The 23,017-nt window shown below is 68.4% G+C and carries 23 protein-coding genes; 10 read left to right on the plus strand and 13 right to left on the minus strand.

Annotated features, from left to right (window positions below; all coding sequences use genetic code 11):
• Positions 1-5 precede the first annotated feature (5 nt).
• Together NG1_RS00440 and NG1_RS00445 are read right to left on the minus strand one after the other, a co-directional pair.
• Positions 6-869, minus strand: coding sequence for an ABC transporter permease (locus tag NG1_RS00440; RefSeq protein WP_040871284.1), 864 nt, complete (start codon positions 867-869; stop codon positions 6-8).
• A 4-nt stretch (positions 870-873) separates the two neighbouring features.
• The gene (locus NG1_RS00445) at positions 874-1,728 is read right to left on the minus strand and encodes an MlaE family ABC transporter permease (protein ID WP_062966837.1); all 855 of its coding nucleotides are present in this window, start codon (positions 1,726-1,728) and stop codon (positions 874-876) included.
• Between the two features lie 524 nt (positions 1,729-2,252).
• Here NG1_RS00445 and NG1_RS00450 point away from each other — a divergent pair.
• A complete protein-coding gene (locus tag NG1_RS00450) occupies positions 2,253-2,927 on the plus strand; it encodes a S1 family peptidase (RefSeq protein ID WP_040871286.1) in 675 nt (224 codons plus the stop codon).
• Positions 2,928-2,979: 52 nt separating this feature from the next.
• Here the strand turns inward: NG1_RS00450 and NG1_RS00455 are convergent, their stop codons facing one another.
• Together NG1_RS00455 and lppU are read right to left on the minus strand one after the other, a co-directional pair.
• Complete coding sequence (locus NG1_RS00455) at positions 2,980-4,431, minus strand: MFS transporter (RefSeq protein WP_062966839.1); 1,452 nt, start codon at positions 4,429-4,431, stop codon at positions 2,980-2,982.
• Positions 4,432-4,471: 40 nt separating this feature from the next.
• Positions 4,472-5,098 carry an LppU family putative lipoprotein gene (gene lppU, locus NG1_RS00460; RefSeq protein WP_051175706.1) on the minus strand — a complete coding sequence of 209 codons (627 nt, stop codon included), beginning with the start codon at positions 5,096-5,098 and terminating at the stop codon, positions 4,472-4,474.
• 188 nt (positions 5,099-5,286) lie between these two features.
• Here lppU and NG1_RS00465 point away from each other — a divergent pair, with 188 nt between their 5' ends.
• The 4 genes from NG1_RS00465 (at position 5,287) to NG1_RS00480 (ending at position 9,764) form a co-directional block, all read left to right on the plus strand.
• Positions 5,287-5,796, plus strand: a complete 510-nt coding sequence (locus NG1_RS00465) for a DUF6764 family protein (protein ID WP_062966841.1) — start codon at positions 5,287-5,289, stop codon at positions 5,794-5,796.
• 127 nt (positions 5,797-5,923) lie between these two features.
• Positions 5,924-7,138: a serine hydrolase domain-containing protein gene (locus NG1_RS00470; RefSeq protein WP_157113805.1), complete on the plus strand. Its 1,215-nt coding sequence runs from the start codon at positions 5,924-5,926 to the stop codon at positions 7,136-7,138.
• Between the two features lie 50 nt (positions 7,139-7,188).
• Positions 7,189-8,559: a cytochrome P450 gene (locus NG1_RS00475; RefSeq protein ID WP_062967180.1), complete on the plus strand. Its 1,371-nt coding sequence runs from the start codon at positions 7,189-7,191 to the stop codon at positions 8,557-8,559.
• A 305-nt stretch (positions 8,560-8,864) separates the two neighbouring features.
• On the plus strand, positions 8,865-9,764 hold the full coding sequence (locus tag NG1_RS00480; RefSeq protein ID WP_168434144.1) for a L,D-transpeptidase: 900 nt from the start codon (positions 8,865-8,867) through the stop codon (positions 9,762-9,764).
• 92 nt (positions 9,765-9,856) lie between these two features.
• Here the strand turns inward: NG1_RS00480 and NG1_RS00485 are convergent, their stop codons facing one another.
• The 3 genes from NG1_RS00485 to NG1_RS00495 all read right to left on the minus strand — a co-directional run bounded on the left by NG1_RS00485 (position 9,857) and on the right by NG1_RS00495 (position 13,189).
• Entirely contained in the window at positions 9,857-11,875 is a 2,019-nt protein-coding gene (locus NG1_RS00485) for a M13 family metallopeptidase (protein WP_062966847.1), read from the minus strand.
• 77 nt (positions 11,876-11,952) lie between these two features.
• Positions 11,953-12,327: a DUF397 domain-containing protein gene (locus NG1_RS00490; protein ID WP_062966850.1), complete on the minus strand. Its 375-nt coding sequence runs from the start codon at positions 12,325-12,327 to the stop codon at positions 11,953-11,955.
• Between the two features lie 10 nt (positions 12,328-12,337).
• Positions 12,338-13,189 (minus strand): Scr1 family TA system antitoxin-like transcriptional regulator, encoded by an 852-nt coding sequence (locus NG1_RS00495; protein WP_062966852.1) that lies wholly within the window; start codon positions 13,187-13,189, stop codon positions 12,338-12,340.
• A gap of 134 nt (positions 13,190-13,323) precedes the next feature.
• Here NG1_RS00495 and NG1_RS00500 point away from each other — a divergent pair, with 134 nt between their 5' ends.
• Positions 13,324-13,848 carry a hypothetical protein gene (locus NG1_RS00500; protein ID WP_062967182.1) on the plus strand — a complete coding sequence of 175 codons (525 nt, stop codon included), beginning with the start codon at positions 13,324-13,326 and terminating at the stop codon, positions 13,846-13,848.
• Here the strand turns inward: NG1_RS00500 and NG1_RS00505 are convergent.
• Entirely contained in the window at positions 13,817-14,320 is a 504-nt protein-coding gene (locus NG1_RS00505) for a DUF4190 domain-containing protein (RefSeq protein ID WP_062966854.1), read from the minus strand. The genes NG1_RS00500 and NG1_RS00505 overlap by 32 nt on opposite strands.
• 113 nt (positions 14,321-14,433) lie before the next feature.
• A complete protein-coding gene (locus NG1_RS00510; protein WP_062967184.1) occupies positions 14,434-15,222 on the minus strand; it encodes a pirin family protein in 789 nt (262 codons plus the stop codon).
• A gap of 235 nt (positions 15,223-15,457) precedes the next feature.
• On the opposite strand from NG1_RS00510, the gene NG1_RS00515 reads away from it, so the two are divergent.
• Together NG1_RS00515 and NG1_RS00520 are read left to right on the plus strand one after the other, a co-directional pair.
• Complete coding sequence (locus tag NG1_RS00515) at positions 15,458-15,922, plus strand: NUDIX domain-containing protein (RefSeq protein ID WP_245659735.1); 465 nt, start codon at positions 15,458-15,460, stop codon at positions 15,920-15,922.
• Positions 15,923-15,995: 73 nt separating this feature from the next.
• The gene (locus tag NG1_RS00520) at positions 15,996-17,345 is read left to right on the plus strand and encodes an MFS transporter (protein ID WP_174315424.1); all 1,350 of its coding nucleotides are present in this window, start codon (positions 15,996-15,998) and stop codon (positions 17,343-17,345) included.
• Here NG1_RS00520 and NG1_RS00525 read toward each other — a convergent pair.
• Positions 17,338-17,832 carry a hypothetical protein gene (locus tag NG1_RS00525; RefSeq protein ID WP_062966856.1) on the minus strand — a complete coding sequence of 165 codons (495 nt, stop codon included), beginning with the start codon at positions 17,830-17,832 and terminating at the stop codon, positions 17,338-17,340. The two genes, NG1_RS00520 and NG1_RS00525, sit on opposite strands and share 8 nt — an antisense overlap.
• A 243-nt stretch (positions 17,833-18,075) precedes the next feature.
• Between NG1_RS00525 and NG1_RS00530 the strand changes: the two genes are divergently transcribed.
• Complete coding sequence (locus NG1_RS00530; protein ID WP_062967190.1) at positions 18,076-19,767, plus strand: glycoside hydrolase family 183 protein; 1,692 nt, start codon at positions 18,076-18,078, stop codon at positions 19,765-19,767.
• Here the strand turns inward: NG1_RS00530 and NG1_RS00535 are convergent.
• The 3 genes from NG1_RS00535 to NG1_RS00545 are packed head-to-tail and all read right to left on the minus strand — an operon-like array spanning position 19,737 to position 22,057.
• Positions 19,737-20,594, minus strand: coding sequence for a 5-oxoprolinase subunit C family protein (locus NG1_RS00535; RefSeq protein WP_062966858.1), 858 nt, complete (start codon positions 20,592-20,594; stop codon positions 19,737-19,739). The genes NG1_RS00530 and NG1_RS00535 overlap by 31 nt on opposite strands.
• Positions 20,591-21,292 (minus strand): 5-oxoprolinase subunit B family protein, encoded by a 702-nt coding sequence (locus NG1_RS00540; protein WP_084498599.1) that lies wholly within the window; start codon positions 21,290-21,292, stop codon positions 20,591-20,593. The genes NG1_RS00535 and NG1_RS00540 overlap by 4 nt, the downstream gene beginning before the upstream one ends.
• Positions 21,293-21,301: 9 nt before the next feature.
• Positions 21,302-22,057 carry a LamB/YcsF family protein gene (locus tag NG1_RS00545; protein ID WP_157113785.1) on the minus strand — a complete coding sequence of 252 codons (756 nt, stop codon included), beginning with the start codon at positions 22,055-22,057 and terminating at the stop codon, positions 21,302-21,304.
• 142 nt (positions 22,058-22,199) lie between these two features.
• Between NG1_RS00545 and NG1_RS00550 the strand changes: the two genes are divergently transcribed.
• Positions 22,200-23,015, plus strand: a complete 816-nt coding sequence (locus NG1_RS00550) for a hypothetical protein (RefSeq protein WP_062966861.1) — start codon at positions 22,200-22,202, stop codon at positions 23,013-23,015.
• The last annotated feature ends 2 nt before the right edge of the window (positions 23,016-23,017 follow it).

The raw sequence follows: 23,017 nt of genomic DNA on the forward strand, positions 1-23,017 counted from the left end.
GGTGTCTACCCCGAGATCCGGATGCCGGGGTTGATGCCCCAGATCGCCAATGTCATGAACAGGTTCGCGAAAACGACCGCGATGATGCACATCTTGATCGCGCGGCCCGCGGCCACGCCGACGCCCTCGGGGCCACCGGAGGCGAAGAAGCCGTAGTAGCACTGGATGAACGTGGTGATCGCGACGAACAGGATCGCCTTGATCAGCGAATAGACGACGTCGGCCGGGACGAGGAACTGATAGAAGTAGTGCTGGTAGGTGCCCACGGCGGTACCGCCGATCAGCTGCACGGTCAGCGAGCAGGACACGTAGGCCATCGTCAGGCCCAGGCAGTAGAGCGGGATGATGGCGATCATCGCCGCGAACATCCTGGTGCTGATCAGGTAGGGCAGCGGCCGGATGGCGATGGACTCCAGCGCGTCGATCTCCTCGGAGATGCGCATGGCACCGAGCTGCGCGGTGAACCGGCAGCCCGCCTGAGCGGCGAAGGCCAGCGTGGCGAGCAGCGGGCCGAGTTCGCGAGTCGTGGCGAACGCCGAGATCGCGCCGGTGATCGGGCTCAGGCCGAGCAGGTTCAGCGAGTTGTAACCCTGGATGCCGACGGTCATGCCGCCGAAAGCGCTCAGAATGACGACGACGCCGATGGTGCCGCCGCCGACGACGAGATTGCCGTTGCCCCAGGTGACGTCGGAGAGCAGGCGCCACACTTCCTTGGGGTAGTGCTTGAGCGCCAGCGGAATCGAGCCGATCGAGCGCAACAGGAAGAACACCTGGTGGCCGAGCCTGGCGAGCCAATCGACCGGCGCCTGGGCCGATTTCCGGATCGTCTGGAGAGGCCGCAGCAGCGGCGGTACATAGGTTGATGACACCGGCTCAGACCACCTGTGACGGGAATAGTGCGTTGTAAACCTGGGTGATGATGAGGTTCACCCCGAACAGCATGATGGTGGAACCCACCACCGCGGAATTCACCGAGTTCGCGACACCGCCGGGACCACCGCGGGTGTTCAATCCGGTATCGCAGGCGATGATTGCCGCCAGCAGACCGAAAATCAGCGATTTCACCAGCGCGACAAGAAGATCGGTGGTCACGGCGAACGACGAGAAGGTGCCGACATAGGAGCCCGGCGTGCCGTTCTGCGCGAATATATTGAAGATGTAGCCGGTCAGGAATCCCACGAAGACGACGAAGCCGCACAGCAGCACGCTCACCAGCATCGCCGCGCCGAGCCGCGGAGCGACCAGCCTGCGCAGGGGGTCGACGCCCATGACCTTCATGGCGTCGATCTCCTCGCGGATGGTGCGCGAGCCGAGATCGGCGCAGACCGCGGAGCCGACGGCGCCCGCGATCATCAACGAGGTGACCAGCGGGGCGCCCTGCTGGATGATGCCGAGGCCGTTGGCCGCGCCGATGAACGAGGTGGCGCCGACCTGGCCGGCGACCGATCCGACCTGGATGGAGACGATGACGCCGATCGGGATGGCGACAAGCAGCGTCGGCGCCGCGGAGACGCTGGCCATGAACGCGCACTGCCGGACGAACTCGGCGAAGGGGAAGCGCCTGCGGAAAATCGAGACGAACAGTTCGGCGACAGCCGCGAAGCCCATCGTGATCTGCCTGCCGAAGGTCTCCAGCGAACGCTTCGGATGATCCTGCCAGTAAGACCTCGTCCAATCGGCCGCACCACTGAACCGTGACCCTGATGGTGGACTCTCGGTCGACTGCACTGGCTAATCCTCCTCGACGCCGGTTGGCTGCCCCGGCGACTCGTTTGCTTGACGCACCTTACTACGGAGTAGTGCAGAACACACCATCCCCTTGTGATCGCAGTCATAGATGTCGCTCACCGCCGCCGAAAAGCAATGGTTGAGCCGTGGAACATTGGGAAAGAGCCCAAAGACGGCGCCCCGAGCTCTGGCACAAGCTACAGCCCAGCTGCACGAATCCGGATCCGCAACGGGGATTCGGCCAATTTCTTTGGATAATTCTCATCGAAAATCAGATTTGTTTCCGGAGACCAACACAACGGCTCCTTACTATCACTCGGACACTAACGTCCACAGGCTTTTCACAATTGTGATAGCCGAATGCTATTAGGCGCGTAAGATACATTCCATCTCAGTTGTACGAAATAGGGTTGAAGCGCGGAGCAGTGGGGACAACCCCGTAGTGGTGACGCGCCCGAGATCGTTTACTGACACGATGGGTGCGACAGATTGATATCGTGCGGGCTTCCGACGTCTGGAGGGACATGTTCAGCAAACTCGCCAAGGTGGCCAACGCCGCCTTCGCCGTCGCCCTGGGCGCGGCGCTGCTCGGCACGGGCACAGGGGCCGCGAACGCCCAAACGGGCCCGCCGGTGTTGGGCGGTGGATCCGGCATCATCATCGACAACCAGTTCGAGTGCACGGTCACGACTGTCGGCCATGACAACGCGGGGCGTCTGGTCGGCTTGACCGCGGGCCACTGCGGCGACCCGGGCGCGCAGGTCTACGCCGAAGCCGATCGGGAGGCGGGCGTGATCGGCCGGTTCGCCTACTCCAACCACGACCTGGACTACGCCGTCATCCAGTTCGATCCGGGCAAGATCACCCCGGTGAACCGGATCGGCAATGTCACCATCACCGGGCTGGGCGCACCGGCCAACTTCCCGCAGATCGTGTGCAAGGAAGGGCGCACCACCGGCAACACCTGTGGTATCGCCTGGGGTGACGTCTTCCGGACGAACGTCGAGACCTGGAGCCAGATGTGCGTGGTGGAAGGCGACTCCGGTGCGCCGGTGGTCGTCGGGACGACGCTGGTGGGCATGGTGAACGCCTATCTGGCCCTCGCGTGCTTCGGTCCTGAGGTGGGTACCAACATGAGCGCCATCGTGGCCGACATCAACGCACGCGGCGGCGTCGGCACCGGTTACGTCCCGATCTGATCGGACCACACTTTCGACTTGCGGCCCGAGCGGAGCGATCCGTTCGGGCCGCTTATTTTTCGCTCGGAGCCGGCGCCACCGCCGGACCCGCGACGGCGCACTGCGGCATGCAGTCGACGCTGTCCAACGCGGGCGCGTGCCGCTCGGGACGCAACAGCACGGCGGCGAGCACCGCGCCGGTCACCAGCAGCCCGGCACACAGCCACATCGCGGTGGCGAAGCCGTCGTCGAAGGCGGCCGGATCACCCAGCGCACCCGAGATGCCCGCGACCCCGGGCAGCGCCGCCACGGCGAGCAGCTGCGCGGTGCGCGCGACGGCGTTGTTCACCCCCGAGGCGATGCCGGCCTCGCTCGCGGGCACCGCGCCCAGCACCGCGCCGGTCAGCGGCGCGACCAGCACCGCGAGCCCCAGCCCGAACACGAGGACGCCCGGAAGCACATCGATGAAGTACCTGGTCTCGGGTCCGATGCGCAGCAGAAGCACCAGGCCCGCCGCCGCCAGTAGCGGTCCGGCGGTCATCGGGATGCGCGGCCCGTGCACTTGCGCCCAACGTCCGGCGGGGGCCGAGAGCGCCAGCATGATCACCGTGACCGGCACGGTCGCGACCCCGGACATCAGCGGCGAGTATCCGGCCACCAGTTGCAGTTCCAGCACCAGCAGGAAGAACACGCCACCGAGGGCGGCGTAGACCGCGAGCGTCACGAGATTCGCCGCGGTGAACACCCGCGAGCCGAACAGGGCCGGCGGCACCAGCGGATGATCGCTGCGCAGTTCGATCAGGACGAAGGCCCCGAGCAGCACGACACCGGCCACGATGAGCAAAGGCATGGTGTCGATCAGTCCGAGGGTCAGCGCACCGAGCGCCAGGGCCACCACCAGTGCGCCGGGCACGTCGAGTTCGGCGGCGGCGCCGGGATCGCGGCTCTCGGGCACGTGCCGCAGCGCGACCAGGACGACGACCAGGGTCAGCGGAACGTTGAGGAAGAAGATGGACCGCCAGCCCGCGACCTCGATGAGCCAGCCACCGAGGAACGGCCCGAGCGCGCCTGCCACGCCGCCGAAGCCCGACCACAGGCCGATCGCCGCGCCTTGATCGCGCCGATCGATGGACGAGGAGATCAGCGCCAGGCTGCCCGGCGTGAGCATCGCGCCCGCGACACCCTGCAGGATCCGGGCCGCGACCAGCATCTCGATGCTCGTCGCGACGCCGCACAACACCGACGCGAGCGCGAACGCCACGGTTCCCCACACGAAGACCCGCCGCCGGCCGAGCTTGTCGCCGAGCGAGCCGCCGAGCAGGATGAACGAGGCGAGGGTCAGGGTGTACCCGTTCAACGTCCACTGCAGCCCGGCGACATCGGTGTCCAGCGATTCGCCGATCCGCGGCAACGCGATGTTCACGACCGTCGCGTCGAGCGAGGCGACCGACGAGCCGAGGATGGTGGCCAGCAGAATCCAGCGACCCGTGCGGGATTGCAACCGCGGTAGCTCGGTGGTGCTCACCAACCCAACCTAGCGGCCCGCAGGCGGTGGGAAGTCCCGGTCAGAGTTCCTGGACGCAGACGACGAAGCGGCGCTTGTCGTAGACGTACCCGGTGCCGCTGCCGCAGACGCTGACGTCATCGGCGCCCTGCTGGATCTTGACCACCTTCACGCCCTTCGACGGCGACGAGCCGGTGCAGTCGATGCGCTTGGGGTCGTCACCACCGACGTCCATGCAGCCGCCGACCACCCAGTCGATGTCCAGGCACAGCGCGCCCTGCTCGATGCCGTTGATGGTCTCGGCATAGTAGTTGTCGGCGTCGCTGCTGCACTGCGAGCTCTTCGCCTTCTTGTCGATCACCTTGTAGTTCGACTCACGGCTGCCGCACGACGCCTTCTCGATGGTGGCGTTGGTGGTGGTGCCGCCGAGTTTCACGCAGTCGTTGACGTTCGCGTCGAAGTCGGTGTCGCCGCTCGGCTTGCTCGTCGTCGGCTTGCCGGTGCTCGGAGTGGGCTTGCCCGAGGACGGTTTCGGCGTGCTGGTTACCGATACCGCGTCGATCGTCCCGTTGTCCACGGCGGGCTGGGCGGTACCGCTGATCGTGGAACTACAGCCGACCAGCGACAATCCCGCCGCGATGGCGAATCCGGCGAAGGCGAGACGCCCCCAGGTCAGTTGACGAGACACGTACAGTCCTCCCGAGCTGTAACGCCGGCGAACTCACGCCCCCGTGATCCGAAGTTGCCTTGGCTGTGCTTGAAATACCACGCCATGAATACACCATGGACCGAGCGCACGTCGAGCCGAAGGCGGAAACGAACCGCTGCCAACAAGTCTGGGTATGGTGGGCTTTCTGGTCCGAGAGGAGTCCCCCGGTGAAGCTGATCAGCGCAATCGTGTGTTCGACCGCCGCGATCGGAGGCTCCCTCGTCGTTCCGGGGGTGGCGGCCGCTGCCGACGTGCACTGCCGATCGGACCACGGGACCGACATCACCGTCATCGAAGGGGAGACGGCCTGCCGCGCGGCGACCGACAGTTACGGCTCGGCAAGGGCCAGCGGGATCGATGGGGTCGGCTACGCCAACGCGACCCTCGGCGCCACGGCCATCGGCATCGGTGCGGCGGGCGGCGTCGGTGCCAGCGAAGGCGCGGGCGGAGTGCCGGTCGCGGTCGGCCTCGGCCCGGACGCGGTCGCGCTGACCTCGACCAACGACGACCCGGCGGCACGGACGTTCGCGATCTCCATCGCACTCGAAGGATCGCGAGCGGGGGTGGAGACCGCCGAACAGTCGGTGGTCTGTCTGGGCGTCGCGGCCTTCGCGTGGAACGCCGACAGCGGCGCCGCGTGCATCGCCACCCCTTTTGGGCTCTGGCAGACCCACTGAACGGGTTACCCTGGTTGACCAGCCCGGATAACGGCGGTCAGGAGGTGACCCCATGGTTTCGGCAATGGCGGCGGACGACTTCGAGCCCGCCGATTCGGCCCGCGACAAGCTGGCGGCACCGCGCGAGATGCTGGTCGACCCGCGTTTCATCCGACTGGCCGATCAATTCTTCGGCCTGTTCGCCCAACCCGCGCGCGGTGGCGGTGCACTGGCGGTCTACCTCGACGGCAGGGCCGTGGTCGACATCTGGGCCGGCTGGGCGGACAAGGAGCGGCGCTGGAACGGCGATACCGTCGCGCTGACCTTCTCCACTGGTAAGGGCGTCGCCTCGACCGTCGTCCACCGCCTGGCCGAACGGGGTCTGATCGGCTACGACATCCCGGTGGCCGAGTACTGGCCGGAGTTCGCCGCGCACGGCAAAGACGACATCACGGTTCGCGACGTGCTCTGTCACCGCGCCGGCTTGCACCGGGTACGCGGCCTGGTGCCCGGGCGCGAAGGCATCCTGAACTACGACGCCGTGGTCCGGGCGCTGGCCGACAGCCCGCCGGACCCCCGGCGCATCCGCACCTCCGGCTACCACGCGATCACCTTCGGCTGGCTGGTCGCCGAACTCGTGCAGCGGGCGACGGGCACACCGTTCACCGAGGTGTTGCGCACCGAGATCGCCGAGCCGCTCGGGTTGGACGAGTACTGGTTCCGCGTCCCCGAGTCCGAGCGACACCGGATCGCCAAGATCTTCCGGCCCCTCGGCCCGCCGGGCATCCGCTGGAACACCGCCTCCTCGGTGCTGTCCTGGGTGCGGCCGGTGCGCGGGCTCGCCGAGGCGGGCATGCCGGAGAGTTTCGACGAGCTGGTCCGCGACCCCCGGGTGCACGACGCGGTGATGCCGGGCTGGAACGGCGTCTTCTCGGCGCGCGCACTGGCGCGGATGTACGGCGCGCTGGCCAACGGCGGCGTGGTCTACGCCGGGCCGGGCGTCCGCGGTGTCGGCGCGACCGGATCCGAGCAGGTCGTGCGGTTCCTGGCCCCGGAGACGATCGCGACGATCGGCCGGGCGCAGTCGGCCCACAGCCGCGATTACGTGCTCGGTCTGCCGATCACCTTCACCCTCGGCTATCACCGCCCGGTATTGATGTCCAAGCAGCAGCCGCGGCATGCGTTCGGCCACTACGGCGTGGGCGGCTCCGGCGCGTACGCGGACCCGGATCTCGGTATGTCGATCGCGTTCGTGACCAACGGGCTCGGCAGCATGGTGACCGCACTCGGCGACGCCAGGCTCGCGCGGTTGGCGGCGACGGCACAGACCACGGTGCGCAAGCACAAGCAGGCCCCGGCCTAGCGTCGAACCGCTCCGGCGGCGGCTTCGTAGTTCTCGGTATGGATGTGCGCATGCGTCGAGCCGACGCGGGTGACCGGCGCGCCGGACCGCGCGTGCCGCGCTCGACCGCGCTGCACGCCGTGGCCGCGGGGATCGATTTCGACCGGTACTTCCGGTGGCGCAGAGCGCGCGAAGGCGACCCGTTCTATGTCCGTTTTCCGGGATTCGGCGCCGCGCTGTTCACCGGGACCGCCGTCGGCGCCCAGGAGATCTTTCGCTCGCCGGCGGGTTTCTCCGAGCCACCGCGGCCGAACCCGATCGAACCGATGGTCGGCGCCGCGTCGCTGATCCTGGCCTCGGGCCCGCGCCACCGCCGCGACCGCGCGCTGCTCGCCCCCGCCTTCCACAGCGCACGGATACGGGAGTACGGCGCGCTCATCCGGGAAGCCACCTTGCGAGAGATGGCCGGGGAGAGCGGTCAGGTGTGGGCGGCGGGCGTGCGGGTCGACGCTCGGGCGGCGGCGCGTGCGCTCACGCTTCGGGTGATCACGACGGCGGTGTTCGGCGGGCGCGACCCGCGTCGGCAAGCGGAGTACACCGCTGCGGTGACCGAATTCCTCACCGCGTTCTCTGGGCCGTTGCTCCTGGTCCCCGCGCTGCGGCACGGGCTACGCGGGCACGGACCCTGGGACCGGTTTCGCGCCGCGCGCGAACGACTGGATCGTTTGATCCGGGCCGACATCGCGCGCAGGCGCGGGCACGTCGCCGCACAGCCCGGCGACGTGCTCGACGTGCTGCTATCCGCGTACCCGGACGCCGCCGCAGGTGACGAGCTCTGCGAGCAGGTACGCACTTTGCTGGTAGCCGGGCACGAGACCACCGCGACCACCCTGGTCTGGGCGCTGCTGCGGCTGCACCGCGCGCCGGAGGCCTTGGCCCGGCTGCGGCGGGAGCTGCGCGACGCGGGCCCGGAGGCGAGCCCGGCGGAGCTGGCCGCACTGCCCTACCTGGATGCCGTCTGCCAGGAGACGCTGCGGCTGCACCCGCCGGTTCCGATCGTCCTGCGTCGCCTGATCGAGCCTTTCGCGCTGCGCGGCGTGGCGCTCGCCCCGGGCGACACCGTGGGGATCGCGGTGCCGTTGCTGCACTCCGATCCGGAGGTGTGGCCGGACCCGCGGCGCTTCGACCCGGGTCGCTTCACCGAGCGCCGCTACCGGCCGTTCGAGTTCGCCCCGTTCGGCGGCGGCCACCGGCGCTGCGTCGGCGCGGCCCTCGCGGACTACGAGTTGCGGATCGCGCTGGCCACCATCCTCGGGCGGGTAAGCCTGCGGCTGCCTCCGCGATATGCGCAAGGAAGGGTGCCACGCTCGGTGCCGCACAACATCGCGACCGGTCCGCATCGCCCGATTTCGTTCGAGGTGATCAGTGAGCTTGGTCACTAACTAGTTTGCGGTGAACCATCTTTCACGTTCCCCTCGACTCCGGGCCGATGCTGTCCGATCCGTTGTGACCGGGAGATTTGCCCGTAGCGATACTCAAAGGAAGTGATTGTGACCGACACCACAACGAGCACGGTTGCTTTATCACTCCGAAACGCCGGTGGCTAGGGGCGCGCCGGGACGGTAGGAATGGACGACGGGTCGGGCCGTCGATACCAGTGGGGCGCTCTTCTGGCTCCGCGCTGAATGAAAGATCTCGCCACGCGCGCTTTCGCGTGCGCGCGAGAGATGGAATGGACGAGAAACCTATGCATGCCGCTTTGCACACCGGATCGTTGCCTGCTCGCCGCAAGGGAGCGCGGCTGACCCGCCGGATGCGTGAGGGCGCCCTGCTGTCCGCCGCGATCGCGGCGGCCGGTGTTCTGCTCGTCGCGCCTGCTCACGCCGAACCGATCCCGGGTCTCGGCACCGGATCGGCCGCCGCGGCCACCGAGCCCGCGCCGCAGGCGAACTTCGCCCCGCCCTCGATCAACATCGCCGACGGCGAGGTCGTCGGCGTCGCGCAGCCGATCATCATCACCTTCAAGGAGCCGGTGACCGACCACGCCACCGCCGAGAAGGCCATCCAGATCACCTCGTCGAAGGCCGCCCCCGGCCACTTCTACTGGCGCGGTGACAAGCAGGTGCGCTGGCGTCCGGACGAGTTCTGGCCGGACAACACCGACGTGCAGGTCCAGGCGGGCGGCACCACCAGCGCCTTCCGCATCGGCGACGCCTTCGTGACCACCGCCGACGACGAGACCCACACCATCACCATCACCCGCAACGGCGAGGTGGTGAAGGAGATGCCCACCTCGATGGGCAAGCCCAAGCACGAGACGCCGAACGGCACCTACATCGTGGGCGAGCAGCTGCGCAAGATGACCATGGACTCGTCGACCTACGGCGTGCCGGTCACCGACCCGGAGGGCTACAAGCTCGAGGTCGAGTACGCCACCCGCATCTCCAACAGCGGCATCTTCGTGCACGCGGCTCCCTGGTCGGTCGCGCAGCAGGGCGTGTCCAACGCCAGCCACGGCTGCCTGAACGTCAGCACCGAGGACGCCAAGTGGTTCTTCGAGAACGCGCGCCGCGGCGACCCGGTCGTCGTGCAGAACACCCAGGGCGGCACGCTCAGCGCGAGCGACGGCCTGGGCGACTGGAACTGACGATTCGGTAACCCCGGATCGGCGCGAAGCCGAACATTACGATCGAACCCTCGCAGTAGTCGATCGTGATGTTCGGCTTTCGCTGTATCGGATCACCAGATCTTCACACGCTCAGCGGGATCCAAGTACAGCGCATCACCGGGTTTCACGTCGAACGCCTCGTGGAAGCTGTCGATGTTGCGCACGACCGCGTTGCAGCGGAACTCCGCCGGGGAGTGCGGATCGGTGGCGAGCCTGCGCACGGCTTCCTCCGCACGGGCTTTCGTGCGCCACACTTGCGCCCAGCCGAAGAACACCCGTTGCAGGCCGGTGAGCCCGTCGATCTCCGGTGCGGGCGCGCCGCCCAGCGAGATCTTGTACGCCTCCAGCGCGATGGAGAGGCCGCCGAGGTCGCCGATGTTCTCGCCGATGGTGAACCGGCCGTTCACCGTGTGCTCGTCCGGCAGGTCCTTCGGGGACAGCACGTCGTACTGATCGATCAGCGCCCTTGTCCGCTTGCCGAATTCGGCGCGGTCCTCGTCGGTCCACCAGTCCACCATGTTGCCGTCACCGTCGTACTTCGAGCCCTGGTCGTCGAAGCCGTGCCCGATCTCGTGGCCGATCACCGCGCCGATACCGCCGTAGTTGGCCGCGTCGTCGGCGTCCATGTCGAAGAACGGCGGCTGGAGGATGGCGGCCGGGAAGACGATCTCGTTCATGCCGGGGTTGTAGTAGGCGTTCACCGTCTGCGGGGTCATGAACCACTCGTCCCGGTCGACCGGACCGCCGAGCTTCTTCAGATCCCGATCGTGTTCGGCCGCATAGCCTCTGCGATAGTTGCCCACCAGATCGGCCGGGTCGATCACCACGCCCGAGTAGTCCCGCCACTTGTCCGGGTAGCCGATCTTCGGGGTGAACTTCTCCAGCTTCGCCAGCGCGGCGAGCCTGGTGCCCTCGCCCATCCACTCCAGCTCGGCGATATTGCGGCGATAGGCCTCCTGCAGATTGGCCACCAGTCCGACCATGCGCGCTTTGGCTTCGGGCGGGAAATGTTCGGCCACATACAGTTTGCCGACCGCCTCACCGAGCAGACTTTGCACCAGCGCGACCCCGCGCTTCCAGCGTTCCCGGTTCTCCTCGGCGCCGGTGAGCGTGCGGCCGTAGAAGTCGAAGTTCTCCTCGACCACCTCGTCGGTCAGATACGGCGCCCGCGCGCGGAGCACTCGCCATGCCGCCCATGCCTGCCAGTCCGCGAGCGGCTCGTCGGCCCACAGCCGCGCGAACGTACGCAGATAATCCGGCTGATGCACCACCGACTCGGCGAACAGCTCGGGGCCGGCCGCGTCCGCGCCTTCGGCCAGCGCGGAAGTCCAGGCGGCCCAGTCGAACTCGGGATTGTCGGTGACCAGCGCGTCGAAGGTGGTCAGGTTGTATCTGAGTTCGGCGTCCCGGCGGCGCACCACGTCCCAGTGCCCGGCGGCCAGTTTCCGCTCCAGCTCGAAGACGCGTTCTCCGACGGTGCCGAGGTCCTGCGGCAGCAGCCCGGCGACCTGCGGGTCGGCGGCGGCCAGGGCGAACATGCGGTTGATGTGCGCGATGTACTTCGCGCGGATCTCGGCGAACTCGTCCTGCCGGTAGTACGACTCGTCGGGCAGGCCGATGCCGGACTGGGTGGCGTGCGCCAGATAGCGGTTGGAGTCCTTGTCATCGGTGTCGACGAAAACGCCGACGGCGCCTCCGACGCCGGTGCGCTGCAACCGGCCGAGCAGCGAAGCGAAAGTCCCCTTGTCGCCGACCTCGGCGATCGCCGCGAGTTCGGCCGCGATCGGCGCGAGCCCGGCGGCGGCCACCGCGTCGGTGTCCATGAAGCTGGAGTACAGGTCACCGATCTTGCGGGCTTCGCTGCCCGGCTCGGCGTCGGTGGCCGCGGCGTTCTGGATGATTGCCTGCACGTCCAGCTCCGCCTGGTCGTACAGCGCGCGGAAGGCGCCGTCCACCGCCCTGTCGGCGGGGATCTGATAGTCGGCCAGCCACTTGCCGTTGACGTGCGCGAACAAATCGTCCTGCACCCGCACGTCCTCGTCGAGGTGGGACAGGTCGATACCGGAAGGACGGGTCAGTTCGGAAGTCACGGTGTCCAGTATGCCGACAAGAGCGTGAGTCGGCCCCCGGGCACGGCGCGCCCGGGGGGGGTGGCGAGCAGGGGAGATCAGGCGGGCACGACGACGCGATCGAATTCGCCGTCGTGTGCGCCGAGCAGGAAGGCGTCCCACTCCTCAGGGGTGTAGGTGAGGGTGATTCCGCCGTGACGCAATGCGGTGTGACCGTCGGCGACGGGGTGCGCGCGCAGTTCGCCGTTCGATCGCCCGCGGGTGCGCACGGCGTCGAGGAAAGCGGTCCACTCGGCCGCGGTCACGGTGATGACGGGCTCGTCGCCGGGGCGGTTCGCCGGGTCGCGGCGATATTTGCTGTCACGGATGAGCACCGCATCACCATCGAACCTGACCTCGACGCATTGGTTGCCATTATTCGATCTGGTCGATGTGAACCAGCCGGTGCGTGCCGGCCGTGCGGTGATGGCCATGGGCAGGATTTTACACGCGAGAATAGCGTCTGATCAGCGCTAATGACTCCGCTCGTGAGAGCGACTGGTCCACCGCGCGCAGGTACGCGAAGCGTAGATCGCGGACCAGATCCGGGTCTTCGACGGCCCCGCCGAACACCGCGCTCTCCACCCAGCCGAACGTGGGCAACTGTTCCCCGGCGAAGTCGATGAGGTGGAAGCTGGAGCCGCCGAGCACCGCGCCCGCGGAGGCCGCGAACGGGATCACGCGCACCTCCACGGTGTCCACTTCCTCGATCAACGCGGCGAGGTAGTTCAGCTGTCCGCGCAGCACATCCGGACCCCCGGTCTGCTGGAGCAGCGTGCCCTCACCGAACACCGCCGTGAGTTCCACCGGATCCGCGCCGCGCAGCCGCTCTTGGCGCCGCATCCGGATCGCCACCAACTGCTCGACCTGGACCGGACGGATCATCACATCGGCGCTGATCAGCGCGCGGGCGTAGTCCTCGGTCTGCAACAGGCCCGGCACGACGAGGCTGTCGTAGCTGCGGATGCTCTGCGCGCCGTATTCCATGCCGTAGAGCCGCTGCAGTTCCGGTCCGATCAACGCCGAGGACTTCGCCCACCAGCCGCGCTGCTTGCTGGCCTCCAACAGGGTCAGCAGCTCAGCACGCTCCTCGGCTTCCACCTCGAGCAGTTCGAGCACCGGGCCGATGGTCTCGGTGGTGAGTACCCGTCTGCCCTTCTCCACGTGCGACCAGTTCGCCGGCGTGAACCCCACTCGCCTCGCGAAGCCCGCCGAGTCGAACCCGCGCTGTTCCCGCAGCTCACGCAACCGCAGCACCAGCTCCCAGCGGGCAACGGTGGGCGAGAGGGGTGCCATGGGCAGGATGCTACGCCCACGCCGACGCGCGCCCGGCGTGACTATTGTCAAGCGACTTGCCCAGGGCTAGGGTCATGGCCAGCGATCGTTTCTTCCGAGCACGCGTCCACCACAGCGAGGCGAGGTTGTTCGACATGAGTACATCGCGCATCGAATCGGGCAGGCATCTCGCGTCCACGGACTTCCCACCGATCCAGGACGCGTTCGCTCGCTGCCGTACCTATCGCGAGAACAACGGGTTGTACGGTCTCGTGGACCCGATGCTCGGCCGCATCATGCTGGAAGTCGGCTCGGTCGGGGCGGTCGTGATGCCCGCCGAGTTCGGTCGCCGGGTGCGCGAACGCTTGACCGCCGGGCCCGAGCCCCGGCCGGGACCGATCATCGCGCATCCGCGCGCGAACCGATGGACCTTCCTGACCGGCCCCACCGACAACTCGTACCTGGACACCGGACTGTTCGCCGACCTGTTCCGGATCTGCGCCGCGATCGCACTGCCGGGCAGCCACCTCGTACTGCCGTCACCCGCCGACGAGCACGGCGGCTATCGAACCTGGGTCGTGGCGCCCGACCGTGACTTCCGCCGCGACTTCGCCGAGGTGATCGCCACGACCCGGGCGTGCGCCGCGGCTACCGGGGTGTCGGCGCGGGCGGCGGAGTGAGCGTGATGCTGTACTTGTCCTGCAGCTTCTCGTTCCAGTCGCGCTCGCACTGTTCGATCTTGGACTGGTCGTCGCCCGCTTTGTTCACGCAGTCCACGAAGTCCTTGCCACCCGAGTTCACGAAGAAGCTGTAGCCCACGATGGTGAGCAGGACGGCGCCCACGATGCCCAGCACACCGAGGACGACACCGGCGATCGCCATCCCCATGCCACCCGCGGTGCCGGCGCGGGCTTTGAAAATCGCGACGATGCCGAGGATGACGGCGAAGATGCCGCAGACATAGCCGCCGATGATCGTCCAGAAGAACAGCAACGCGAGGATGCCGAGAACCAGCGCGGTGATCGCCAGACCTCGACCCTTCCGCGATTCCTGCCAGTAGGCGGGCTGACCGGGGTACTGGCCGCCGGGTGGCTGCGGGTACTGACCCGGCGGCGGGTACTGGCCGGGCGGCGGGGGCGGATATTGCGACATGGAATTCCTCTCCGTCGGTGCCTCGCGATGCTCGGTCCGGATGAGGTGGTCCGGGCGGCGCGGCCGTCGCCTACTGATCGCGCACCCCGCGGACGGATGTTAATGCGAACCGGCTACTGGGCGCCCAGCCGCGCGTGCATCTCCCAGACCAGGATTTCCGAAGGCCGTCGCGCCACCACACGCTGGCCGCCCGACCTCGTCAAACGCACCGCGTCGCCCTCGTAGAGCGGGCCGACTCCCTCCATGTCCACCTCTCCGCGCGCCACGAACAAGTGCAGGTACGGCGCATCGGGCAGATCGATGACCGGCTCGGCATCCGGCTCCGCGCCTGCCATGCGCGCCACGTGCAGCGCCGAATGACTGCTGTTGATGGCGATGGCGGTGCGATCCCGGTATCGGGGCAGGCCCGAGGCAACCGTGACCAGGCCGCCTCCCGCGAGTTCGTCATCGATCTCGAGCTGCTCGTAGCCCGGAGTCAGACCCGGCTCGTCGGGCACGACCCACATCTGCACGAAATGCACGGGTTCCTGGTGTTCGGAGCCGCGGCCGTCCAGCCGCCACGAGTCGTTCTTCTCCGAATGCAGGATGCCGGTGCCCGCGCTCATCCGCTGGGCCAGCCCGGGGTAGATGACACCGCTGTGGCCCAGGGAGTCCTGATGCACCAGACTGCCACCGAGCACCCAGGTGACGATCTCCATGTCCCGGTGCGGGTGGGTGTCGAAACCCTGCCCGGGCGAGACGACGTCCTCGTTGTTGACCAGCAGCAAGCCGTGGTGGGTGTTGTCGGGATCGTAATGCTCCCCGAAGGAGAACGAATGCTTCGAATCCAGCCAGGAGACCCGCGTCTTCATACGGTCGCCGCCACGGTGGACATCGATGTGTGGTGTCGTGAGTGTGGACATCATGGTCCTCCTCTCGGGACCGTGCACCGATCGCCATTCAGGGTAGGAGCACTTCCGCCGCGGTACTCCGCATTCCTAGTAAATTGTGCCGCACTCGGCATTTTACGCGAGCGACCGGAAGGTGAACGGGAGGCGAGCAGAACCAACCGGTACGTCGAAACGTCGGGCGACCTCGCCGGATATCGTCGTCCGGCCCCGATTGCCAAGCGCCACAACGCCGACCGGAGGGAACGACGTGCTGGAATCCGATGATCTGACCCGGATCGAGCAGCAACTCCGCAGCGAAGCGCGCCGCGACGGCATCGCGCATTTCGTGGTCGGCGTCGCGGTGTTCCGCGAAGGGCGGCTCCTGGTGGTGCGCCGGGTCGCCGACGACTATCACGGCGGTATGTACGAACTGCCCGGCGGAGGAGTCGAATCGGGGGAGACTTTCGCCGAGTGCGTCGAGCGGGAATTGCTGGAGGAAACGGGGCTGCGGCTGCGCGCCGTGCTCGACTTCCTCGGTGGATTCGATTACGCCACCCGCACCAAGTCGAAAGTGCGGAAATACAGCTTCCTGGTGGAGGCCGAGCCGGGGGATGTCGTCCTCGCGCCAGGAGAGCACGACGCGTTCGCCTGGATCGACGCGGGCGCGCTCGACGAGCTGCCGATGGCGCCCGACATGCGTGCGACGGTGAGCGCGCTGGTCGACCGGGTCTGACTCGCGCGCCGTGTTGTTCGCCTCCGACGCGCGGTGGTGCGGCGTCGTCGGCGAACGCAGTACGCTCGCGGACGTGTCGACTGGTCACGCCGAAGGCCTCACTCCCGCGGAGCAACGGCCGGGTGGACTGCGCGCCACACTTCGGGAAAGCCCGGGCGTGTCGCGTCTGGCCGTGGTGCGTTTCGCCGGGCAGTTCGGCGACGGGATGTTCCAGGCGGCGTTGTCGGGCGCGATCCTGTTCAACCCCGAGCGGCAGACCGATCCGCTGGCCATCGCGGCGGGCTTCGCGGTGCTGCTGCTGCCGTATTCGCTGATCGGACCGTACGCGGGCGCACTGCTGGATCGCTGGGACCGGCGGGCCGTGCTGCTGGTGGCCAACGTGCTGCGCGCGGTGCTGATCGCGCTGGTCGGCGTGGGGTTGCTCGCGGGCGTCGGCGAGACACCGCTGCTGTTGCTGGCCTTGGCGGTGGTGGGCGTCAGCAGATTCGTCCTGGCGGGCGTCTCGGCCGCGCTGCCACGGGTGCTGGCGCAGGCCTGGCTGGTGCCGATGAACTCGGTGCTGGCCACGATCGCCTCCGGGTGCGCCGGAGCGGGTGCGGCCGTGGCGGTGGGGGTGATCGGGCTGATGGGGGCGGGTGACTTCGCCTCTGCGGTCGCGGTCGCCATCAGCGGGACCGGGTCGCTGATCGGCGCGGCGCTGGCCACGGGGTTCCGGCCGAGGGTGCTCGGTCCGGCGCCCGACGCGTCGAAGGGCGAGAACACCGTGCACGCGATCGCCACCGGCCTGCGTACCGGTGTCACGGCGGTATGGGAATCGAGAGCGGTCACGACGGCGATGCTGGGCATCGGCACCCACCGGATCGTCTTCGGCGTGAATACGCTGATCATGGTGCTGGTGCTGCGCCAGGCCCCGGTGGACGGCACCGGCCTCAGTGGTGGCCTGGTCGGTTTCGGCGTGGCGATCGCCGCCACCGCTGCCGGCATGCTGGTGGCCGCCGTTGTCGCGCCACTGCTCATTCCCCGGCTGGGACGGGCGCGCACCGTGGTCGCCGGTCTGATCACCGCCATGCTGGTGCAGCTGACGCTGGTCACGCCGATCGCGTTCGCCGATTCGGGCGCCGCGGTGGAGCGCGCCCACGAACTCCTCTTGGTCGGCGCCTTCCTGCTCGGACTCGCCGGGCAGACGATCAAACTGACCGGCGACGCGACCATGCAGATCGATATCGATGACGCCCGCCGCGGTCAGGTGTTCGCGTTGCAGGACACGGTTTTCAACATCACGTTCGTGCTGGCCATCGCGGCCGCTGCCCTGATCATTCCGGACGACGGCCGATCGGCGATCGTGGTGCTGACCGGCGCCGCCGCCTACGCCGCGGGAATCGCGGCCATCGCGTTGAACACGCGCCGCCGCACGATCAGTTGACGAAAGGCTCGTCGCCGAGGTTGCGCACGCCACGGTTCAGTCGGTGCGTCAGGTGCTCGGGCATACTCTCGGCCGCCGATTCGCCGCGCGAGGCGGCCGCGGAATCGGAATTCGCCGGTGCCTCCGATAATCGTGCATCGCCGAGCGCACGATCCGGCACGTCGGCCTCTGTGCGCACGATCCAGTCCAGCGGCTCGCTGGCCGCATCGCCGGGCAGCCCGGTGATTTGGTGATTCCACGTGCCGAGGCCGGTGGGATCGGTGAAGAAGTGGTCGGGCACACCGTCGTCGTCGAGATCCAGCGCCGCGATGCCGGCTCGGCCCGATCCCGCCGGATCCCACAGCGCGTCATCGGCGATGCCGTCCCCGTCGAAGTCCAGCCGCACCGCGTCTGCCGCGCCCGTGTCGCCGAGTTCCAGGTCGGCCTGGCTGGCCCAGACGTGCACGGGTCCGTCACCGGTACCGAACACGTACTCGATCTCGTTCATATGTTCTTGGACGCGCGCGTTACGGCGCGGGTTCCATCACGCGGCGCTTTTTCGATTCACCGTCCCCCGTTCGCGGTGGTTGTTCCGGTAAGTTGACCTGTCAGCGGCCGACCGACAGGAGTCGATACGACATGGGTTTTCCGGTGCACACCTCCGATGCGGTACGAGAACTGCTGGGCGCGTGGGAAACTCGGTCCGTCAACGGGCGCCCGATCGCGTGATGACCGCGGCCGGGCCGACCTGATGCGCACCTGCGGAATCAAAACCCCCTGTGCACCGGTCTTGTTCGGCGCACTGCTGGTCGGCGTCCTCATCGTGCCGCCGCCCACCGCGCGGAGCGCACCGTTCCCGTGGGCGCCGCCGCCGGTGAACAGCTGCGGTGAGGTGGGGTTCGACCCGCTCGCTCGCGAGCCCGATCCCGCGCAACCCCCTCCGCCGCCGCTGCCGCCGCAGATCGACATCCCGGTGCCGATCCCGGAACTCACGCCGGTTCCGGTGCCTGATCCGCCGCAGGACAACACGCGGATCGTCCCCGACCCGCTGCCGGAGAACCCGTGCGACAACCCGTGCCCGGACATCAGGGACTATCCCGAGCAACCCGAACCCGACCCCGATCCGAGCCCGACGCCCGAGACCGGCACCGACGAGGGAACCGGTTCCTCCGGTTCCGCCTCGGGGCCCGATTCGGGCAGTGATTCCGGCTCCGCCTCTGGATCCGGTTCGGGCAGCGGCTCCGGCTCGGGTTCCGGTGCGCCGGTGAAACTCCCGCGCATCGAGTTCAAACCGGAGGTCGAGCCGATTCCGGTCCCGGTGCCCGGTGGTCCCGGCGAGGAGCCGCAACCGGCGCCACCCGAAGTGGTTCATCCGGCCGAACCGGGTCCGCTCACGGCGCCGGTGCCCGCGCCTGCGGTCGAGTCGGTCGAGCTGGTCGAGCAGGTGACCGGGCACGGTTCGCCGAACCGCACCGACATGCGCTGGCAGGTCGACGGCACGGATCTCGGCCTGATGTGGGAGACCGCGCCCGGTGAGGTCGCCGTTGTCTTCGGCGACACCTTCGGCGCAGGCTGGGGCGTCGGCGGCGCGGGCAACGACGACCAGGACTGGCGCAGCAACGTCATCGGTTTCAGCACCGATCGCGATCTGTCCGACGGCCTGACCTTGGATACCTTCGCGCAGGACAGCCGCTGCCACGCCGCGGAGATCCTGGGCAGCCGCAAGATCAAGAACTGGGAGACGACCACCATCCCGACCTCCGGGTTCGCCGTCGGGAACCGGCAGTACCTCAGCTATATGTCGGTGAACAGGTGGAGCCGCATCCCGGGCCTGTGGTGGACCAACTACGGCGGCATCGCCTACTCCGACGACCGCGGGCGCACCTGGAAGAAAGATCAGCATGCCAAATGGGAGAACCTGTTCGGTCTCGGTAAGTTCCAGGTCGCGGCGATGGTGCCGCACGGTGACTACGTCTACATGTTCGGCACACCCAACGGACGCATCGGCACGATCGCACTGGCGCGGGTCCCGAAGCGCCAGATCCTGAACAAATCCGCCTATCAGTACTGGGTGGACGGTAGCTGGGCGCCCGCGGCCGAGAATCGGGCCACCCCGCTGATCCTCGGTATGGCCAGTGAGCTCTCGGTGCGCTACGACCGAGAGACCGAGCAGTGGCAGATGGTCTACCTGGATTCCGCCCGGGGCGCGATCGTGCTGCGTACCGCGGCGAGCCCGCAGGGGGCGTGGACGGACGCGGTCCCGCTGGTGTCCACCGCCGACTATCCGAAGTCCTACGGCGGGTTCATCCATCCGTGGTCGACCGGCGAGGACCTGTACTTCACGCTCTCGGCGTGGGACAGCTACAACGTGTATCTCATGCACGCCCGGCTGCGGCCGGGCGCGAACCGCGGTCAGCCCACCCGCACGAACCGGACGGGCTGACCGGGGCGGGTCTGCGCGATGGCGTCGACGTCGGCGTCGAGGACCACCGCGATCACCGGATAGCCGCCCGTGACCGGGTGATCGGCGAGGAAGGCGACCGGCTCTCCGCTCGGCGGCACCTGGATCGAGCCGAGTGCCATGCCCTCGGTCGGCAGTTCGCGGGTGACCTTGCGGGTCAGCGGTGGGCCGCGCCGGCGTGCCAATCGGGCGCCGATCCGGTCGGTGTCGGTGGAGACCTCCCACTCGCCTTCGAACAAGGCCGTGGCGTCGGTGAACCAATCGTCACGCGGACCGAGCACGGCCCGTACGGTGACGACGTCCGCGGGCAATTCGGCGACCGGGGCGACGTCCACGACCGGAATCGTGTGCGGAGACGGCCCGATCGGAAGGCGATCGCCCTTCTCCAACGGCTCCGGACCCAAGCCCGACATGGTGTCGCGGCTGCGGGAACCGAGTGTCGCCGGTACGTCGATGCCGCCGCGCACCGCGACATAGCTGCGCAGGCCGACGGACGCGTAGGCCAGCCGGAGGGTTTGTCCCGGTTCGAGTTCCAGCACACTCGCGTGACCCACCGGCCTGCCGTCGACGGTGGTGGGCGCGGGAGCGCCCGTGACCGCCAGCATGACGTGCTCTTCCGCGTGCAGCGCGAGGCCCCCGAGCAGCACTTCGACGGCCGCGTGCCCCTCCGGGTTGCCCACCAGCCGATTGGCCAGCCGCAGGGACGCGCGATCCGCCGCCCCCGCGGGACCGACGCCGGAGTCGAACCAGCCCGGCCGTCCGAGATCCTGGATGGTCGCCAGGGGACCGACCTGCTCGACGACGATCATCGGCCGTCCCTCGCGTCGACGAAGCGCACCGTGGCGCCCGCTCGGATCAGCGCAGGCGGGTCGCGCTCGGCATCCCACATCCTGAGGTCGGTGGTGCCGATCAGCTGCCAGCCACCGGGTGTGCTGCGCGGGTACACGGCGCTGTATCCACCGGCGAGTGCGACCGCGCCCGCCGGAATCGACGTACGCGCCTGCGCTCTGCGCGGAACGGACAACCGGCCGTCGGGCGATTCCAGGTAGCCGAAGCCCGGCGCGAATCCGACGAAGGCACAGCGCCACTCCGTGCCGGTATGCGCGGCGATCACCTCCGCGGTCGTGACTTCCAGCATCCGCGCCACCTCGTCGAGGTCGGCGCCGTCGTAGCGCACCGGGATCGACACCGGCTCCGCGCGCGAAGCGTGCGATGTTCCACGGGAAACAGCGGTCGGCCCCTCGGCGTGCAATGCGATCAGGAGCGTCGTCAGCGCCCGGCGGACCGAGTCCGCGGCGCGTGGTGAATCGAGTGTCAGCAATACGGTTTCCGCGGCCGGAAGCAGATCCTGCACACCCGGTACCGGACGCTCCCGCAGCGCCGTCACGAGTTCCGCGACCACCGCACGACGCTGGGGGGTGATCAACAGCGCCCGATCACCCGCCGCGCGGATCGCCTCCTCGGCCGCCTGCCGCTGCGCGTGCGTCACCGTGCCCTTCGTCTTCATCTCCCGGCCTCAGTCGAACGGCTCCACCGGCACGCCGACTTCGTCCAGCGCGGCTCGGATGCGCCGGGCCATCTCCACCGCCGCGGGCGAATCACCGTGCACACAGATGCTGGCGGCACGCACCGCGACCTCACCGGAGCCGTCGGCCGTCCGCGCGGCTCCCGACTCGGCGATCGAAATCGCTTGGGCGACCGCGTCCCGCGGCTCCAGCACCGCGCCGGGCGTACCGCGCGGCGCCAGCGAGCCCTCGGCCGTATAGGCGCGGTCGGCGAAACCTTCGCCGACGAAGCGCACTCCGGCGGCCTCCGCTGCCGTCTCCAAATGGGTGCCCGCCGGGCCGAGTAGGGCCAGCCGCGGGTCGTACTCCGTGATCGCGGCCAGGACGGCGTCGGCCAGTTCCCGATCGCGCGCTGCCGAGTGATAGAGCGCGCCATGCGGTTTCACGTAGCGCACCCGATCCCCGGCGGCTTTCGCGAAAGCATCGAGGCCGCCTATCTGATACAGCACCTCGTCGCGCAGCTCTCCGGGCGCGACGGCGATCTCTCGCCTACCGAAACCGGCCAGGTCGCGATAGCCGACGTGGGCGCCGATCCGCACGCCCTTCCGCACCGCGAGCGCGCAGGTCCTGCGCATGATCGCGGGATCACCGGCGTGGAATCCGCAGGCGATGTTCGCGCTTGTGACGATGTCGAGCATGGCGGCGTCGTCGCCCATCGTCCACGGTCCGAAGCCCTCGCCGAGATCACTGTTCAGATCCAGCGCCATGTGCGTCCTCCCAGCAGTGCGTGACAGACGGCCCTTCGATTCTCGTGCTCGAGCCTCGCCCCGGGCAAGGACACTCGTTCCGCGCGACCTGGGTCACAGCGCGCCGGTTCGAGCCCCCGCGCCAAGTACGCTCGTTCCAATCATGGCCACGTATTTCGATCCGAAGTCCTGGTCGCCGCTGCGGGCCGTCGATCTCGGAAAGCGCCTGTTCGATCAATCCTGGCTGGAGCAGTGGGTCGCGCTCAGCACGGCCTGGATGGATCCGGTCGCCGACCTCGGCGCGGGCACCGTCACGGCGCTGCTGCCCGACGTGCTGATGACCATGCTCAGCGAGGGCATCCTGAGCCGGTTCGGCGGCCAGGAGGTCAGCGCGACACTGCTCGGCCACGACCTGCACGCCACCTTGCAGGTGCTGAAGGTGCGCCGCCGCGGCGCGCATTTCCAGACCAAGACGGTGCTGTCGCGGCTGAGCTGGGACGATCATCCGATCGAGTCCGTCACGGTGATCGCCCACGGCGTCCGCCTGATTCCGGGCGTGCCGACCAAGGTGCGCACCGCCCGGCTCGATCTCGTGGGCACCGTCACCACGGCGGCGCTGGTCGGGTGGCTCAACACCCAGCCGCTGGACTGGGACCTCGACGTGCACCGCAGCGGGCTGATCCGAGCCAGGCACCGCCGACGGCTGGTCACCGCCCTGGTGGACGCGTCGGTCGCGGACAACCGACTGCGCATCGAGATACGCCGGGTCACCTGGTTCGGCGTGCCCATTCCGCGCCGCATGATCGACGTTCCCGTCCTACCGCTCGAACACCTGCCCAAGGACGCGCGGATCGCGCGTGCCGAGCGCGAGGACGACCTGATCCGATTCCGCGTCGAACTGCCGGAGATCTCCGGGTCGTTCGATCTCGCCCAGATGCGCTCCGCGATCCTGGCAGGCACCACCCTGATCGTCTTCTGACC

It is taken from the genome of Nocardia gamkensis NBRC 108242, assembly GCF_001612985.1.
GTDB lineage: Bacteria > Actinomycetota > Actinomycetes > Mycobacteriales > Mycobacteriaceae > Nocardia > Nocardia gamkensis.